Origin of the sequence: Citrobacter sp. Cf116 (genome assembly GCF_030336505.1) — a bacterium.
In the GTDB taxonomy this organism is placed as follows: Bacteria; Pseudomonadota; Gammaproteobacteria; order Enterobacterales; family Enterobacteriaceae; genus Citrobacter; species Citrobacter freundii.
In genome coordinates, this window is record NZ_JAOWEQ010000037.1 from 765,129 (window position 1) to 781,491 (window position 16,363).

Consider the following 16,363-nt stretch of genomic DNA (forward strand, 5'->3'; position numbering starts at 1 on the left):
GTAATGTATTTACACATCAGACATTCCGTTTTTTCGGGTCCTACACATTCTTGCCGCGACATTGGATTTAAATTACCAGGCTCATGCTCAACTTAATGTTAACATAATGTTGACTCGCCATACTGGTAAGACGCTAAAAGAGGTCTTCCTATGCGAATATTATCTCCTTATACGTTGCGCTGGCTTCCAGGTGAACGTGAGCAAAATGATATTTCAGAGTTTATTCGTGAAAGTTATTCTCAGTTTTATCATGCTTCTCTTCCGCGCTGCATGCCATGGTTGCTTGGAATGTTCGATGCTAACGGAGAATTAAAAGCAGCCTGTGGCGTCCAGCCGGCCTCAATGGGTAAGATATATCTCGAACACTATCTTGATGTCCCGGTTGAAGCCGTGCTGTTTGCACGATTGTCACATCCCGGTTCACGCGACTCGATTGTTGAAATTGGTAATTTTGCCGCGAGCGATGGGGCAAGCGCCCGAATAATGTATGCGGCTCTATGCCTGCTTCTCAATCAATACTGCTATTCGTGGATTGTCTTTACCGGAACTAAAAAAATACGCAATACCTTTTTCCGCCTGAATCTGCAACCAATCACATTGATGCCTGCTGACTCGACAAGGCTTGGCGAAGCTGCGCGTGAATGGGGGAGCTATTACGAACATGACCCGCAAATTATGGCGGGGGAGTTACATGGTGGGCAAACCACACTAAGTCAGAACAGCCTGTTGCTGGGAATGTTTGCTGATCCGCCTTCTGCTCCCTGGATAACCCCTTCCGGAGGATCTTATGCTTCTGAACACGCTTGAGAAACAGGCTGCGCTTCAACCAAATGCCATCGCCCTGCAGGGCGATTCTCGCTCGTGGAGCTGGCAGCAATACCATGATGCCGTTAAGGCAGTGGCCGAACAATTATCTGCCCTCAAGGTAAAACGGCTGGCACTTGAAATGGATAACAGCCCTGAATGGGCCATCATCGATCTCGCATGTCTGATAAGTGGAGTGGTGATCATCCCTGTCCCCTCCTTTTTCAGCGGGCAACAGAAAACTTGGGTACGATCATCAGCCTCAGTGGATGCACAAATCGGTGGGGAAATCCTGGCGGATTGGCAGGAACACGATTTTGTGCTCGGAAGACTGCAAATCCGTGCAGTAGAGGACCCCGTGACTCTGCCGGCAGGAACGGCAAAGATAACGTATACCTCCGGTACAACCGGAGAGCCAAAAGGCGTCTGTCTGAGTCTGGATGGTATGGTATGGATGGCTCAAACGTTAGCGACCGTATTGCACTCCCTGAAATTGGAAAAACACCTGGTGACACTGCCCCTCAGTATTCTGCTGGAGAATCTGTGCGGCGTTTACATCCCTCTGCTACTTGGCGCTGAGACGGTGATTCTCCCACCCTCCCGGATTGGGTTTGAAGGTTCCAGCCGCTTTAATCCAGCCCAGTTTCTTCAGGCGCTGGCCACCTGGTGCCCACAAAGTCTGGTGCTGGTACCAGAGTTGCTACGTGTGTTACTGCATCTGCACAAGCAGGTACCGGGCAGTACGCAATCTTTACGGTTTGTCGCCGCAGGCGGTGGCAAGGTTCCGGCTTCATTGCTGACGATGGCGATAACGAGTGGCTTACCTGTATATGAAGGATACGGTCTCTCCGAATGTGGCTCTGTCGTTGCCCTCAATCTGCCCGACGCTATAAAAGAGAACAGCGTCGGTCGGCCATTGCCAGGTATCCAGATCAATGTTGATGACCAGCAACAATTGTGTGTCACCAGCCCAGCCAACGCTTTGGGATATCTGGGATCCGCACCAGCCTCCCCAACAGTTGCTACCGGCGATCTTGGCAGTGTTGATGAACACGGGTTTGTTCGTATTCAGGGTCGCCTGAAGAATGTCCAGATAAACGCTTTTGGTCGTAATTTTTCACCTGAATGGCCTGAGGCAGAGGCCATGACCTGTCCAGCTGTACGCCGGATAGTGATTTTTGGAGAAGGCTTAAGGCATAACGTTGCACTCGTCGATGTCTTCGAGGGGCAACAGATGCAGGCCCGCGAGCAGTTGCTGGCCCTTTCAGCTCGCCTGCCTGATTATGCGCAGTTCCATCGCCTGTTATTCACTTCAGCTATATCAGAGCCTGGCATGCTCACTGCAAATGGCCGCCCACGCCGGGAACTCATCCGGCAATCCCTCTGGCAACACATTCTCACCTGTAGTGAAGAGGAGTCATCATGAGCTTTTATAACAAATTACAACAACAGACTGAGGCCGAACGCCGAGGTTTACTCTCCTCGCCTGTCATCGCACGCTGCCAGACTGGTGACATCTCGCGCGACCTGTATATCGCTTTTCTGACACAGGCTTACTATCACGTCAGCCATACCGTCCCCTTGTTGATGAGTGCTGGCAGCCGTTTGCCAGCCTCACATGAAGCCATTCGGGGCGCAATTGCTGAATATATTGACGAAGAGTACGGGCATCAGGAATGGATCCTGAACGATATTCAGGCTTGCGGCGGTGATGCGGAAAGCGTTCGCAATGGCACCCCAGGGATACCGATAGAAATGATGGTGGCCTGGCTCTACTACCGCATTGAACGGGTCAACCCTATGAGTATTTTTGGCATGGTACAGGTTCTGGAGGGAACCAGCGTGTCTATTGCTACCGCGATTGCAGCCCAGGTGGAACGGACACTGGGGTTGCCAGAACAGGCGACAACCTACCTGCGTTCACACGGTGAACTTGATCAAGGACATCTTAAATTTTTCGCCTCACTTATGGATACCGTGGCTGACGAGGCCGATCAGGCAGCCATTATCTATGCCACTCGTCGCGTCTATCACCTGTACACAGAGATGCTTAACCAACTGGGGCAGACCACGTATGAACCTGCATGATAAAACCGTTCTGCTGACTGGCGCCAGTGGTGGTATCGGACAAGAGCTGGCGCAAAGGCTGGCGCACAAAGGAGCCAGACTCTGCCTGGTTGGACGAAATGCACAGGCGATGACGCTTCTGAAAGAGATGCTTCCCTATCCGGAACGGCATCATATTGTGCTAATGAGCAGTTATACTGATGACGAAATCGTCGCGCTGGCCAGCAGATTCAAAGATGAGAACAAACTGGATATCCTGATCAACAATGCCGGAACCAGTCGTTTTGCACTGTTTGAACAACAGTCTTTTGACGATATTCGGGAACAGATTAGAACCAATATCGAAATCCCCACTCTGTTGACCCGCGCCATGCTGGATAAGTTTAATCCTCAGGGCATCATCCTAAACATTGGTTCGATATTTGGTGAGATTGGCCACCCTGCCTGGAGCGTGTATAGCGCCACCAAAGCGGCCACGCACCGTTTATCGGAAGCGCTGGGGCGCGAATTAAAGGGGAATGGTATCAGCGTACTGTATGCCGCGCCGCGTGCTACCGAAACGGCGCTCAACAGTGACGAGGTTTACGCGCTTAACCGCAAACTGGGCAACAGCAGTGATTCCCCACAATTTGTCGCCGTACGTCTGGTACATCTCCTTGAGACAGAGCAGAAACGCTACCGCTTCGGCGCGATGGAACGTCTGTTCGTTAAAATCAATGCCTGGTTTCCCGGTATGGTAGACAAAGCGCTGGGTAAAAAATTACCCGTGATCCAGTCCTATACCCAGGGCACATTCAAAGGTGAAGACAAATGAAAATTATGAAAACGTTGCTCCTGACAGCAGCTTTTCCCGCCTCTGCCATGGCGACTACCACGCTGGAAAACCTCCAGCACGACTGGTCCGTTTGTCAGTATCAGACCCTTGAAGCAAAAAAAGAGAGCTGCTTTACCACACTGAGTCAACGGGCCCATAGTGCGAGTCAGGCGAAAAATAATGCTGACGCAGCATTGCTTATTTGGTCGGCGATTATCGACAGTAGCTGGGCGGGGGCTAAAGGTGGGCTGGGTGCATTGAGTCTGGTCAAACAGGCCCGTAGCGATCTGGAAAAAGCGATCAGCATCGACCCCAATGCTTTACAAGGATCAGCCTGGACCAGCCTTGGGGCGCTATATTATCAGGTTCCCGGCTGGCCGATTGGGTTTGGTGATAAAAACAAAGCCGAAGAAATGCTGAAAAAAGCACTGGCGATAAATCCTAATGGCATCGACCCAAACTATTTTTATGGTGACTTTTTGCTGAAAGAGAAAAAGACTGGCGAAGGGAAACGCTATCTGGAAAAGGCTCTTAAAGCACCGGCTCGCCAGGGGCGTGAGATTGCCGACCAGGGACGCCATCGCGATATAGCAAAAGACCTGGAAAGTATTCAGTAAAATATTCAACCCCTGCGTTGTTATCACGCCAGGGGTTGTTGATCTGTAAATCCATGTCACCTTTCCTCAATTGGCGAACTCTCCGTGATGATTTACTCGGTAATGATCATAAGGGCATTTCAGTCCCCCCATACCCATCCCGTATGGTTTTAGGGTGTATTCAGGCAATCTTCGCGCGTTCATAACAAGCGAAATACAGCTCGGTAAGTTCGACTATGCGGAACGTTTCCCGGAATCCAAAGCGCTTAAGAAGTTCATCACAACCAAAAAAATCACCACGTTTAAAGAACTGAGTGATTTTTTTACAGACACCAAAGCCTTAGAGGTATCTGGTGCAACACTGCTATCGATGACTTCGGTCGTAAATACGTTACTGCGTGTAATCGGAGAAAATACCCGTCTGGTAGATATTGAGCATGCCGACATTTTGCATTACCGAAAGGAGTTATTGACCGGGACAATTATTAACCCGGCAATGCCGAATCTGGCCAGGCAGGGCCGCGCGCCCTCAACAGTCAATAAACAGATGGCAGTTTTATCAGAAATGCTTAAGCTCGCAAACCGAAGCCAGTTTATATTGCATGCTCCTTATGAAGGAGTGTCGCGACTCAAGTTATCTAAAAATGATCCCGACCCACTATTACTTCATGAGTACCAGGCACTGATAGCCGCCCTTCCCCGTAGCCAGGCATTAATCATCATTGTTGCCGTACATACGGGGATGAGGCCGGGCGAGATATGCGCCCTGGCATGGGAAGACATTGATTTGGTAAAAGGTGAAATCCACGTATCCAGAAGTTTTACGAATAAGCGAGTATTTGTACCCCCTAAGACAGATGCCGGAATAAGGACGATAACGTTGCTTAAACCTGCTCTGGATGCACTGAAGGAACAATACGAAGTCACCGGCGCTAATCCGAAGCAAGAAATTCGATTTCACCATCGGGAGATCGGAAAAACTGAGCAGCAATCTCTTCGCTTCGTTTTTTCACCGACAGCATATTCGTCAAAAAAAGGCAGTTACTTCTCCAAGAACTCGATTGCCTATGGCTGGAAACGAGGCACTAAACTTGCCAATATCCGCGAAAGGAATCCTTATCAGTCACGGCATACCTACGCATGCTGGACGTTGATGGCCGGAGCGAACCCGTCATTCATAGCGAGTCAGATGGGACATGAAGATGCGCGCATGGTGTACGAGGTTTACTCCAAGTGGATTGGCGACATGAACCAGGATCAGGTCAACATGCTGAACAATCAGATGCCAACAGCACTGCCCCCAGGACGCCCCCACGGGCAGGGGAGCATGAGAAAAGTTATTTAATTTCATAGCGCTGCTTTCAATCCACATAATCAGCGTTAAACTATTCATACCATTATTTTAGGGAGAAACGATGATGCGCGTACTGGTTGTCGAGGATAATGCTTTATTACGCCACCACCTCAAGGTTCAGTTACAGGATTTAGGGCATCAGGTGGATGATGCAGAAGATGCGAAGGAAGCGGACTATTATCTGAATGAGCATCTGCCGGATATCGCGATCGTTGATTTAGGGCTCCCCGATGAAGATGGTTTGTCGCTAATCCGCCGCTGGCGCAGTAATGAGGTTTCGCTGCCAATTCTGGTATTAACCGCGCGCGAAGGCTGGCAGGACAAAGTGGAAGTCCTCAGTGCAGGCGCTGACGATTATGTCACCAAACCGTTTCACATCGAAGAAGTGGCTGCACGCATGCAGGCACTGATGCGTCGAAACAGCGGTCTGGCATCGCAAATTATCTCCCTTCCGCCTTTTCAGGTGGACCTCTCCCGACGCGAGTTATCCGTCAATGATGAAGTTATCAAGCTCACGGCGTTTGAATATACCATTATGGAAACACTCATCCGTAATAATGGCAAAGTGGTCAGTAAAGATTCGCTCATGCTGCAGCTTTATCCGGATGCCGAGCTGCGCGAAAGTCACACCATTGATGTGTTGATGGGGCGTCTACGTAAAAAAATTCAGGCGCAATATCCGCATGAGGTGATCACTACCGTGCGTGGCCAGGGATATCTTTTTGAACTGCGCTAATGAATAAACTATTGCGTCATTTTTTCCCGTTATCGCTGCGGTTACGCTTTTTACTGGCAACTGCGGGCGTGGTGTTGGTGCTGTCGCTGGCCTACGGCATGGTTGCCCTGGTAGGTTACAGCGTCAGTTTTGATAAGACCACGTTCCGCCTGCTGCGGGGTGAAAGTAATCTATTCTATACCCTGGCAAAGTGGGAAAACGGCAAGATAAACGTCGAGTTGCCTGAAAATCTCGATATGCAAAGCCCAACAATGTCGCTGATCTATAACGAAAGCGGTGAGTTGTTGTGGGCGCAGCGCAATGTTCCCTGGTTGACGCAAAGTATCCAACCGGACTGGCTAAAAACGAACGGTTTTCATGAAATTGAAGCCAATGTAGACGCCACCAGTACCTTACTGGGCGAAGATCACTCCGCTCAGCAGCAGTTAAAAGAAGTCAGAGAAGATGACGACGACGCCGAAATGACCCACTCCGTGGCGGTAAACGTCTACCCTGCTACTGCCAGAATGCCGCAACTGACCATTGTGGTTGTCGATACCATTCCAATAGAGCTAAAGCGCTCGTATATGGTCTGGAGCTGGTTTATTTATGTGCTGGTCGCCAATCTGTTGCTGGTCATTCCGCTGTTATGGGTGGCCGCGTGGTGGAGCCTGCGGCCGATTGAATCGCTGGCGCGTGAAGTCCGTGAGCTTGAGGAACATCATCGTGAGATGCTAAACCCCGCCACCACACGCGAATTGACCAGCCTGGTTCGTAATCTCAATCGGCTGTTAAAAAGCGAACGTGAGCGTTATGACAAATACCGCACCACGTTAACAGACCTCACCCATAGTCTGAAAACACCACTGGCGGTATTGCAGAGTACTCTGCGCTCAATGCGTAATGAAAAGATGAGCGTCAGCGACGCAGAGCCTATCATGCTGGAACAAATCAGCCGTATTTCCCAACAGATAGGCTATTACCTGCATCGCGCCAGCATGCGTGGCAGCAGTGCCCTACTCAGCCGCGAACTGCACCCGATCGCGCCGTTGCTGGATAAACTGACCTCGGCACTGAATAAGGTGTATCAGCGTAAAGGCGTCAACATTAATCTCGATATCTCACCTGAAATCAGCTTTGTGGGCGAACAGAATGATTTTGTCGAAGTGTTGGGCAACGTACTGGATAACGCCTGTAAATATTGTCTGGAGTTTGTCGAGATTTCAGCGCAACTGTCTGAGGATCAGCTGCATATTCTGGTTGAAGATGATGGTCCTGGTATTCCGCAAAGCAAACGGGAAGTGGTGTTTGACCGTGGACAGCGCGTAGATACGCTACGTCCAGGACAAGGCGTCGGTCTGGCGGTGGCGCGAGAAATCACCGAACAGTATGACGGGCAGATTATTGCCGGTGATAGCCTGCTGGGTGGCGCGCGCATGGAAGTTATTTTTGGCCGCCAGCAGCCGGGCCAGAAAGACGAGTAATCGTCGCATGTAATAAATATGTACTGACTTCACGCTTGAGGTTAAGTATCCGTTATAATCGGTTGCAGATACCAGCCTGCGGGATGCTCATTATGGAATACCAACTCACACTTAACTGGCCCGATTTTCTTGAACGCCACTGGCAGAAACGCCCGGTGGTCTTAAAACGCGGGTTTAACAATTTTATTGATCCTCTCTCTCCTGACGAACTGGCTGGACTGGCAATGGAAAGCGAAGTCGACAGCCGACTCGTCAGCCACCAGGACGGAAAATGGCAGGTTAGCCACGGTCCCTTCGAAAGCTACGACCATCTTGGCGAGAACAACTGGTCTTTGCTGGTGCAGGCGGTCAACCACTGGCACGAGCCAACTGCCGCGCTGATGCGCCCGTTCCGTGAATTACCGGACTGGCGCATCGACGATCTGATGATTTCTTTCTCTGTCCCCGGCGGCGGCGTTGGCCCGCACCTGGATCAATACGATGTATTTATCATTCAGGGTACCGGTCGTCGTCGCTGGCGCGTAGGTGAAAAACTGCAGCTGAAACAGCACTGCCCTCACCCGGATCTCCTTCAGGTCGACCCGTTTGAAGCTATCATCGATGAAGAGCTGGAGCCCGGCGATATCCTGTACATTCCACCGGGATTCCCGCACGAAGGTTATGCGCTGGAAAACGCGATGAACTATTCGGTCGGTTTCCGTGCGCCAAACACTCGCGAGCTGATCAGCGGGTTCGCCGATTACGTTTTGCAACGCGAACTGGGTAGCACCTATTACAGCGATCCGGACCTGCCGCCGCGCGATCATCCGGCCGACGTTCTGCCGCAGGAGATGGATAAGCTGCGCGAAATGATGCTCGGGCTGATTAATCAACCAGAACATTTCCAGCAGTGGTTTGGCGAGTTTATTTCTCAGTCTCGTCATGAACTGGATATTGCCCCGCCGGAGCCACCGTATCAGCCAGACGAAATTTACGATGCCCTGAAGCAAGGTGATGTGTTAGTGCGTCTGGGCGGATTGCGTGTATTGCGTATTGGCGACGACGTCTACGCTAACGGTGAGAAAATTGATTCGCCGCATCGTCCTGCCCTGGAAGCGCTGGCCAGTCATATTGTGCTGACGGCTGAGAACTTTGAGGATGCGCTGGAAGATCCTTCTTTCCTTGCCATGCTTGCCGCGCTGGTCAACAGCGGGTACTGGTTCTTCGAAGGGTAATGCGAAGAGTGCCTGATGCGACGCTACGCGTCTTATCAGGCCTACTGGAGTGTAATAATGTAGGCCGGATAAGCGAAGCGCCATCCGGCAACTACACATACTTTATTTTTGTTGCGCGGCCAGTTCAGCAATACGCACAATCACCTGTACCGCTTTTTCCATTCCTTCCAGGGTTACAAACTCATGTTTACCATGATAGTTGTAGCCACCGGTGAACAGATTCGGACACGGTAATCCCATAAACGACAGCTGCGCGCCGTCAGTGCCGCCACGGATCGGTTTCAGCACCGGCTCAATATCGCAATCGCGCATCGCCTGCTGGGCGATATCCAGTACGTGCGGATGCTCAATCACTTTTTCGCGCATATTGTAGTAACTGTCTTCAATCACCAGTTCGATATAGCAGTCGGGGTGTAACCCTTTACCGACCTTCTTGGCGATATCCATGATCTTGCGTTTACGCGCTTCAAACTGCTTACGGTCAAAATCACGAATAATGTAGTGCATATCCGCCCGATCGACCGTCCCTTTCATGCTCGCCAGATGATAAAAGCCTTCGTAACCTTCCGTCTTTTCCGGGCTTTCATCTGCCGGAACCTCTGCATGAATACGCGCCGCCAGCGACAGCGCATTCACCATCACCCCTTTTGCGGTGCCGGGATGCACATTGTTGCCAACAATTTTAATATTAACCGACGCAGCGTTGAAGTTTTCAAACTCCAACTCACCTACGCCACCACCGTCAACGGTATAGGCCCACTGCGCATCGAATGCCGCAACGTCAAAATGCTTCGCCCCTTTACCCACCTCTTCGTCCGGTGTAAAGGCCACGCGGATATCACCGTGCGGAATATCTTTTTGGATAAGCACAGCCAGTGCGGTCATGATTTCCGCCACGCCTGCTTTATCATCCGCGCCCAGCAACGTTTTACCGTCTGTGGTGATCAGCGTCTGACCCAGAAGTTGATGCAGCACCGGGAACATCACTGGCGATAAAACTTCATCACCAATGCCTAACGCAATATCGCCACCGCGATAGTTTTCAACAATTTGCGGATTGACATTTTTACCGCTGAAATCCGGTGAGGTATCCACATGGGAAATAAAGCCGATCGCAGGAATATTGCCAGCAACGTTAGCGGGTAACGTTGCCATCAGCGTGCCTTTTTCGCTCAGTGAAATATTAACCAGTCCCATCTCTTCGAGCTGTTGTTTGAGCAGTTGTAATAATTTCCACTGTCCTTCGGTGCTGGGTACCTGCCGCACGCCCGATTTTGATTGGGTGTCCAGCGACACGTAGTGTAAAAAACGCTCAAGTAGTTTATCCATGCAGTCACCCTCACTTTTTGTGACAACATTATCAATAAGCAACAAAAGACAAATATTGCGTCAGGTCACTTTTATCCCCGCAAGTGAGAATATTTCGCCCTGACATCCCCTCTGACTATAGGGCTAAGTCAGTAATTCGCAACAAGGATTGGCGATTACAATGGTTTGCCGTAGAATAACGGCCCTCATTAAGAGTCATCAAGGTGGTTAACCACAAACCCCGCATCGGTCAGCCATCCGTTGCGTTTACATGGGACAGAGTAAAAAATTGAATAAACAACCGCGTTCGCTTTCTCCACTGGTGCAATTAGCGGGAATTCGCAAAAGTTTCGATGGCAAAGAGGTGATTTCCAGCCTGGATTTGACCATCAATAATGGCGAGTTTCTTACGCTGCTTGGCCCCTCTGGCTGCGGTAAAACAACCGTTCTTCGCCTGATTGCCGGTCTGGAAACGGTTGATTCCGGTCATATTATGTTGGACAACGAGGACATTACTCACGTTCCAGCGGAAAACCGCTACGTGAATACCGTCTTCCAAAGCTATGCGTTATTCCCCCACATGACCGTATTTGAGAATGTGGCCTTTGGTTTACGCATGCAAAAAACGCCCGCAGCCGACATTTCTCCCCGCGTTACCGAAGCCCTGCGCATGGTGCAACTGGAAGAGTTCGCCCAGCGAAAACCGCATCAACTTTCCGGCGGCCAGCAGCAGCGCGTAGCGATTGCCCGAGCTGTGGTCAACAAACCCCGCTTACTCTTGTTAGATGAATCCCTCTCTGCGCTGGACTACAAACTGCGTAAGCAGATGCAGAATGAACTGAAAGCGCTGCAGCGTAAGCTTGGTATCACTTTTGTCTTTGTCACACACGATCAGGAAGAAGCGCTGACTATGTCCGACCGCATCGTGGTGATGCGCGATGGTAAGATTGAGCAGGACGGTACTCCGCGCGAAATCTACGAAGAGCCCAAGAATCTGTTCGTCGCCGGGTTTATCGGCGAGATCAATATGTTTAACGCCACGGTGATTGAACGTCTAGATGAACAGCGAGTTCGTGCTAACGTTGAAGGCCGCGAGTGCAATATTTATGTCAACTTCGCGGTGGTTCCCGGACAAAAGCTGCACGTCCTGTTACGCCCTGAAGATTTGCGCGTAGATGAAATCAACGATGATAATCATATCGAAGGCCTGATCGGCTACGTGCGCGAACGCAACTACAAAGGCATGACGCTGGAGTCGGTTGTGGAACTGGAAAATGGCAAGATGGTGATGGTCAGCGAATTCTTCAATGAAGACGATCCTGACTTTGACCACTCTCTCGACCAGAAAATGGCGATTAACTGGGTAGAAAGCTGGGAGGTCGTACTGGCTGATGAAGAACACAAGTAAATTCCAGAGTGTGGTGATCGTCACCATTGTCGGTTGGCTTGTGTTATTTGTCTTTCTGCCCAACCTGATGATCATCGGTACCAGCTTTTTGACCCGCGACGACGCCAACTTCGTCAAAATGGTCTTTACGCTGGAGAACTATACGCGCCTGCTCGATCCGCTCTATTTTGAGGTGCTGGTTCACTCCCTCAATATGGCGCTGATTGCCACGCTCGCCTGTCTGGTACTCGGCTACCCGTTTGCCTGGTTTTTGGTGAAACTGCCGGAAAAAGTGCGCCCGCTGCTGCTGTTCCTGCTGATTGTTCCGTTCTGGACCAATTCACTTATTCGCATCTACGGACTCAAAATTTTCCTCAGTACCAAAGGCTATCTCAACGAGTTTCTGTTATGGCTCGGGGTTATCGATACACCCATTCGCATCATGTTTACCCCCAGCGCGGTGATTATCGGGCTGGTATACATCCTGCTACCGTTTATGGTGATGCCGCTCTATTCCAGCATTGAAAAGCTCGATAAACCGCTGCTGGAAGCCGCACGCGATTTAGGTGCCAGTAAACTTCAGACCTTCACCCGCATCATTATTCCGTTGACGATGCCGGGGATTATCGCCGGGTGCCTGCTGGTCATGTTGCCCGCAATGGGGCTGTTTTACGTTTCCGACTTAATGGGCGGCGCGAAAAACCTGCTGATTGGCAACGTAATTAAAGTTCAGTTCCTGAACATCCGTGACTGGCCGTTTGGTGCAGCCACCAGCATTACGCTGACCATCGTGATGGGTCTGATGCTGCTGATCTACTGGCGTGCCTCGCGCTTGCTGAACAAGAAGGTGGAACTCGAATGATCGGTCGACTGCTCCGCGGCGGTTTTATGACCGCTATCTACGCGTATCTGTATATTCCAATCATCATTCTGATTGTGAACTCCTTTAACAGCTCGCGCTTCGGCATCAACTGGCAGGGTTTTACTACCAAATGGTACGGCCTGCTGATGAATAACGACAGCCTGTTGCAGGCGGCGCAGCACTCGCTGACGATGGCGGTGCTATCCGCCACGTTTGCCACCTTGATCGGCTCACTCACTGCGGTTGCGCTGTACCGCTACCGTTTTCGCGGTAAACCGTTCGTCAGTGGCATGCTGTTCGTGGTGATGATGTCGCCAGATATTGTGATGGCAATATCTCTGCTGGTGCTGTTTATGCTGATCGGCATTCAACTGGGTTTCTGGTCGCTGTTGTTCTCACATATCACTTTTTGTCTGCCTTTTGTGGTGGTGACAGTTTACTCACGCCTGAAAGGTTTTGATGTACGCATGCTTGAGGCTGCTAAAGATTTGGGTGCCAGCGAAGTAACTATTCTGCGCAAGATTATACTGCCACTGGCTATGCCTGCGGTGGCTGCGGGTTGGTTGCTGAGCTTTACGCTGTCGATGGATGATGTCGTCGTTTCGTCCTTCGTTACCGGACCGGGTTATGAAATTCTGCCATTAAAAATCTACTCAATGGTCAAAGTCGGCGTATCACCAGAGGTGAACGCGCTGGCGACCATTTTGTTGGTTCTGTCGCTGGTTATGGTGATCGCCAGCCAGCTTATTGCACGTGATAAAACCAAGGGCCGCTGAGGCCCTTAATTCAGGGGACGTTAAATGATGAAAAAATGGTCACGCCACCTGCTCGCGGCGGGTGCTCTGGCACTGGGCATGAGCGCCGCTCACGCGAATGACAACAACACGCTCTATTTCTATAACTGGACCGAGTATGTCCCACCAGGGCTGCTGGAACAGTTCACCAAAGAGACCGGCATTAAGGTTATCTATTCGACCTACGAGTCGAACGAAACCATGTACGCCAAGCTCAAAACCTATAAAGACGGCGCATATGATCTGGTGGTTCCGTCCACCTATTACGTCGATAAAATGCGTAAAGAAGGCATGATCCAGAAGATCGACAAGTCGACGTTGACCAACTTCCACAACCTCGATCCGGAAATGCTCAACAAGCCGTTTGACCCGAACAATGACTACTCCATCCCGTATATCTGGGGTGCGACGGCCATTGGCGTAAACAGCGATGCTATCGATCCGAAAACCGTCACCAGTTGGGCCGATCTATGGAAACCGGAGTACAAAGGCAGTCTGCTGTTAACGGATGATGCGCGTGAAGTGTTCCAGATGGCGCTGCGCAAGCTGGGATACTCCGGCAATACCACCGACCCGAAAGAGATTGAAGCCGCCTATAACGAGCTGAAGAAACTGATGCCTAACGTCGCGGCGTTTAACTCTGACAACCCGGCCAACCCGTATATGGAAGGTGAAGTCAATCTGGGGATGGTATGGAACGGCTCCGCGTATGTTGCGCGTCAGGCAGGTACACCACTGGAAGTGGTATGGCCTAAAGAAGGTGGCATTTTCTGGATGGATAGCCTGTCTATTCCGGCTAACGCGAAAAACAAAGAAGGTGCGCTGAAGCTGATTAACTTCCTGCTGCGCCCGGACGTGGCGAAAGAAGTTGCGGAAACTATTGGTTATCCGACGCCAAACCTGGCAGCACGTAAGCTGTTAAGCCCTGAAGTCGCAAATGATAAAACCCTGTACCCTGACGCAGAAACCATCAACAAAGGGGAATGGCAGAACGATGTCGGTTCCGCCAGCGCTATCTATGAAGAGTATTATCAGAAGCTAAAAGCAGGACGTTAATTGCCCTCCTCATAGGCCGGATAAGACGCGCCAGCGTCGCATCCGGCGCATCATCACTGCCCGATGGCGCTACGCTTATCGGGCCTACGCCATCCGTGCTCACAGACCTTTCAATAACTTCTCAACAAACTCTGGCACCACCTGGCTTGCCGGACCGTAATACTTCTCTTCAAACTCGCTGCCAACCTGGCTCGGTTCGAGATTTAGTTCTACCGTATGTGCCCCATGCAGCCGCGCCTCATGCACAAAACCCGCAGCCGGATAAACATGTCCCGATGTGCCAATCGCAATAAATACATCCGCCATTGCCAGCGCCATGTAAATTTCATCCATGCCCAGCGGCATTTCACCAAACCACACCACGTGTGGTCGCAGCGGTGCCGGAAATTGACAGCAGTGACATTTATCTTCCGGAGTCACATCGTCCTTCCATTCCAGAATCTGCCCGCTTTGCGAGCAGCGAACCTTGAGCAGTTCGCCGTGCATATGGATAACGTTCTGGCTGCCCGCACGCTCATGCAGGTTATCAATGTTCTGCGTCACCAGTAAAAAACGGTCTCCCAGTTCGGCTTCGAGTTTTGCCAGTGCGATATGCGCCGCGTTGGGCTGGATTTCTGGCTGTTGCAATTGATGGCGACGGGCGTTATAAAACGACTGAACCAGTTCCGGGTTTCGACTAAATCCTTCCGGAGTCGCAACGTCCTCAACCCGATGTTCTTCCCAGAGACCATCCGCCGCGCGGAAGGTTCGAATTCCTGACTCAGCGGAGATTCCCGCTCCCGTCAGTACCAGCACTCTTGGTTTTTCCATCAATTCAGGCACCACTCTGTCTCTGAAAAAGATTCGTTGACGCAGGCGATCGCGCAAATGGCGTTTATTTTTACGAAAGCGGCTTAACCGATGACCCCGACGCGACAGCATAACAACCTCTTTGTATTAATCGGTAAGATGTAGGAAAGCAGCCCCGCGCATCCCGCCGGCATCACCGTGCCGTGCCTGCTCAATACGCGGTACCCGGGCAACCGGCAACAGATGACGAGGCAGTCGGTCCGTCAGTTGCGTCGTAATAGCGGTAAAATTCGATAAGCCTCCGCCAATCACCACCAAATCAGGATCGACGATAGTCAGGATATTCCCAAGACACACCGCCAGCAAATCCAGATAGCGTTCAACGTGTGCACGCGCATGTTCATCGCCTTGCTCCCACAACGCGATAATTTCACGGGCATCCAGCGGTTGATGGTAGTAATGCTGATACAACCACGCAAATCCACCGCCGGAAAGATAGCTTTCGATGCATCCCAGTTGGCCGCATCCGCAGCGACGCAGCGGGAAATCAAAGCCCATCAGCGTCAGCGCATCGACCGGCAAACGAATATGACCAAACTCGCCGGTGATATAGCTGCGTCCGGTGATGGATTTCCCGTTAAGCACCAGGCCGCCGCCAACGCCCGTACCGAGGATCAACCCCATCACCAGCGGATATTGGGTAAACTCGTCATCCCAGGCTTCGGAGAGAGCAAAACAGTTCGCATCGTTATCCAGACGCACATCGCGGTCAAGGCGAGCGCTAAGATCGGCGCGGAGCGGTTTGCCACTGGCGGCAGGAACGTTGGCCGCGTACAACGTGCCGTCTTCCGTTTCCGGCATGCCAGGAATCCCGATACCGACCGAACCTTTGATACCAAAACGCTGGTCAGCTTCCGTCACCAGATTGCAGACCGCATCAAGGAAAGCGTCGTAGCTGTCGCGAGGTGTAGGGACGCGAGTTTCCCATTGCAGACGACGTTGCTTATCAAACACGCCCAGCGCAATTTTGGTCCCGCCGATGTCAAATCCGTAATACATCACCGCTCCTTGATACACGTCATCCTTCAAGATGCCTCTGCGTTGGCTACGCCTTGATGC

The 16,363-nt window shown here is 51.2% G+C and carries 16 protein-coding genes; 13 read left to right on the plus strand and 3 right to left on the minus strand.

What is annotated here, in order from left to right:
- Positions 1-150: 150 nt before the first annotated feature.
- The 9 genes from OGV74_RS13120 (at position 151) to roxA (ending at position 9,048) form a co-directional block, all read left to right on the plus strand.
- A complete protein-coding gene (locus tag OGV74_RS13120) occupies positions 151-807 on the plus strand; it encodes a thermostable hemolysin (protein WP_286520921.1) in 657 nt (218 codons plus the stop codon).
- Complete coding sequence (locus tag OGV74_RS13125) at positions 788-2,230, plus strand: AMP-dependent synthetase/ligase (RefSeq protein WP_071696758.1); 1,443 nt, start codon at positions 788-790, stop codon at positions 2,228-2,230. Before OGV74_RS13120 ends, OGV74_RS13125 begins: the two co-directional genes overlap by 20 nt.
- The gene (locus OGV74_RS13130; RefSeq protein ID WP_086504268.1) at positions 2,227-2,892 is read left to right on the plus strand and encodes an iron-containing redox enzyme family protein; all 666 of its coding nucleotides are present in this window, start codon (positions 2,227-2,229) and stop codon (positions 2,890-2,892) included. The genes OGV74_RS13125 and OGV74_RS13130 overlap by 4 nt, the downstream gene beginning before the upstream one ends.
- The gene (locus tag OGV74_RS13135) at positions 2,879-3,685 is read left to right on the plus strand and encodes an SDR family oxidoreductase (protein ID WP_071696756.1); all 807 of its coding nucleotides are present in this window, start codon (positions 2,879-2,881) and stop codon (positions 3,683-3,685) included. The genes OGV74_RS13130 and OGV74_RS13135 overlap by 14 nt, the downstream gene beginning before the upstream one ends.
- Entirely contained in the window at positions 3,682-4,302 is a 621-nt protein-coding gene (locus OGV74_RS13140) for a hypothetical protein (RefSeq protein WP_086504269.1), read from the plus strand. The genes OGV74_RS13135 and OGV74_RS13140 overlap by 4 nt, the downstream gene beginning before the upstream one ends.
- Positions 4,303-4,456: 154 nt before the next feature.
- Positions 4,457-5,626 (plus strand): tyrosine-type recombinase/integrase, encoded by a 1,170-nt coding sequence (locus tag OGV74_RS13145; protein ID WP_086504270.1) that lies wholly within the window; start codon positions 4,457-4,459, stop codon positions 5,624-5,626.
- A gap of 73 nt (positions 5,627-5,699) precedes the next feature.
- Positions 5,700-6,371 (plus strand): two-component system response regulator PhoP, encoded by a 672-nt coding sequence (gene phoP, locus OGV74_RS13150; protein WP_003030783.1) that lies wholly within the window; start codon positions 5,700-5,702, stop codon positions 6,369-6,371.
- Positions 6,371-7,834 (plus strand): two-component system sensor histidine kinase PhoQ, encoded by a 1,464-nt coding sequence (phoQ, locus tag OGV74_RS13155; RefSeq protein ID WP_003030784.1) that lies wholly within the window; start codon positions 6,371-6,373, stop codon positions 7,832-7,834. The genes phoP and phoQ overlap by 1 nt, the downstream gene beginning before the upstream one ends.
- Before the next feature lie 92 nt (positions 7,835-7,926).
- Complete coding sequence (roxA, locus tag OGV74_RS13160; protein ID WP_003030786.1) at positions 7,927-9,048, plus strand: [50S ribosomal protein L16]-arginine 3-hydroxylase; 1,122 nt, start codon at positions 7,927-7,929, stop codon at positions 9,046-9,048.
- 102 nt (positions 9,049-9,150) lie between these two features.
- Here roxA and pepT read toward each other — a convergent pair whose 3' ends face one another.
- Entirely contained in the window at positions 9,151-10,377 is a 1,227-nt protein-coding gene (gene pepT / locus OGV74_RS13165; protein WP_016150059.1) for a peptidase T, read from the minus strand.
- 250 nt (positions 10,378-10,627) lie between these two features.
- Here pepT and potA point away from each other — a divergent pair, with 250 nt between their 5' ends.
- The 4 genes from potA to potD are packed head-to-tail and all read left to right on the plus strand — an operon-like array spanning position 10,628 to position 14,455.
- Positions 10,628-11,764: a spermidine/putrescine ABC transporter ATP-binding protein PotA gene (gene potA, locus OGV74_RS13170; RefSeq protein WP_003030791.1), complete on the plus strand. Its 1,137-nt coding sequence runs from the start codon at positions 10,628-10,630 to the stop codon at positions 11,762-11,764.
- Entirely contained in the window at positions 11,748-12,605 is an 858-nt protein-coding gene (gene potB, locus OGV74_RS13175; RefSeq protein ID WP_003030793.1) for a spermidine/putrescine ABC transporter permease PotB, read from the plus strand. The genes potA and potB overlap by 17 nt, the downstream gene beginning before the upstream one ends.
- On the plus strand, positions 12,602-13,381 hold the full coding sequence (gene potC / locus OGV74_RS13180) for a spermidine/putrescine ABC transporter permease PotC (protein WP_003030794.1): 780 nt from the start codon (positions 12,602-12,604) through the stop codon (positions 13,379-13,381). The genes potB and potC overlap by 4 nt, the downstream gene beginning before the upstream one ends.
- 27 nt (positions 13,382-13,408) lie before the next feature.
- A complete protein-coding gene (gene potD, locus OGV74_RS13185; protein WP_003030797.1) occupies positions 13,409-14,455 on the plus strand; it encodes a spermidine/putrescine ABC transporter substrate-binding protein PotD in 1,047 nt (348 codons plus the stop codon).
- Between the two features lie 99 nt (positions 14,456-14,554).
- Here the strand turns inward: potD and cobB are convergent, their stop codons facing one another.
- Positions 14,555-15,376 (minus strand): Sir2 family NAD+-dependent deacetylase, encoded by an 822-nt coding sequence (gene cobB / locus OGV74_RS13190; protein WP_003030799.1) that lies wholly within the window; start codon positions 15,374-15,376, stop codon positions 14,555-14,557.
- 15 nt (positions 15,377-15,391) lie between these two features.
- Positions 15,392-16,303, minus strand: a complete 912-nt coding sequence (gene nagK, locus OGV74_RS13195; protein ID WP_003030802.1) for an N-acetylglucosamine kinase — start codon at positions 16,301-16,303, stop codon at positions 15,392-15,394.
- Between the last annotated feature and the right edge of the window lie 60 nt (positions 16,304-16,363).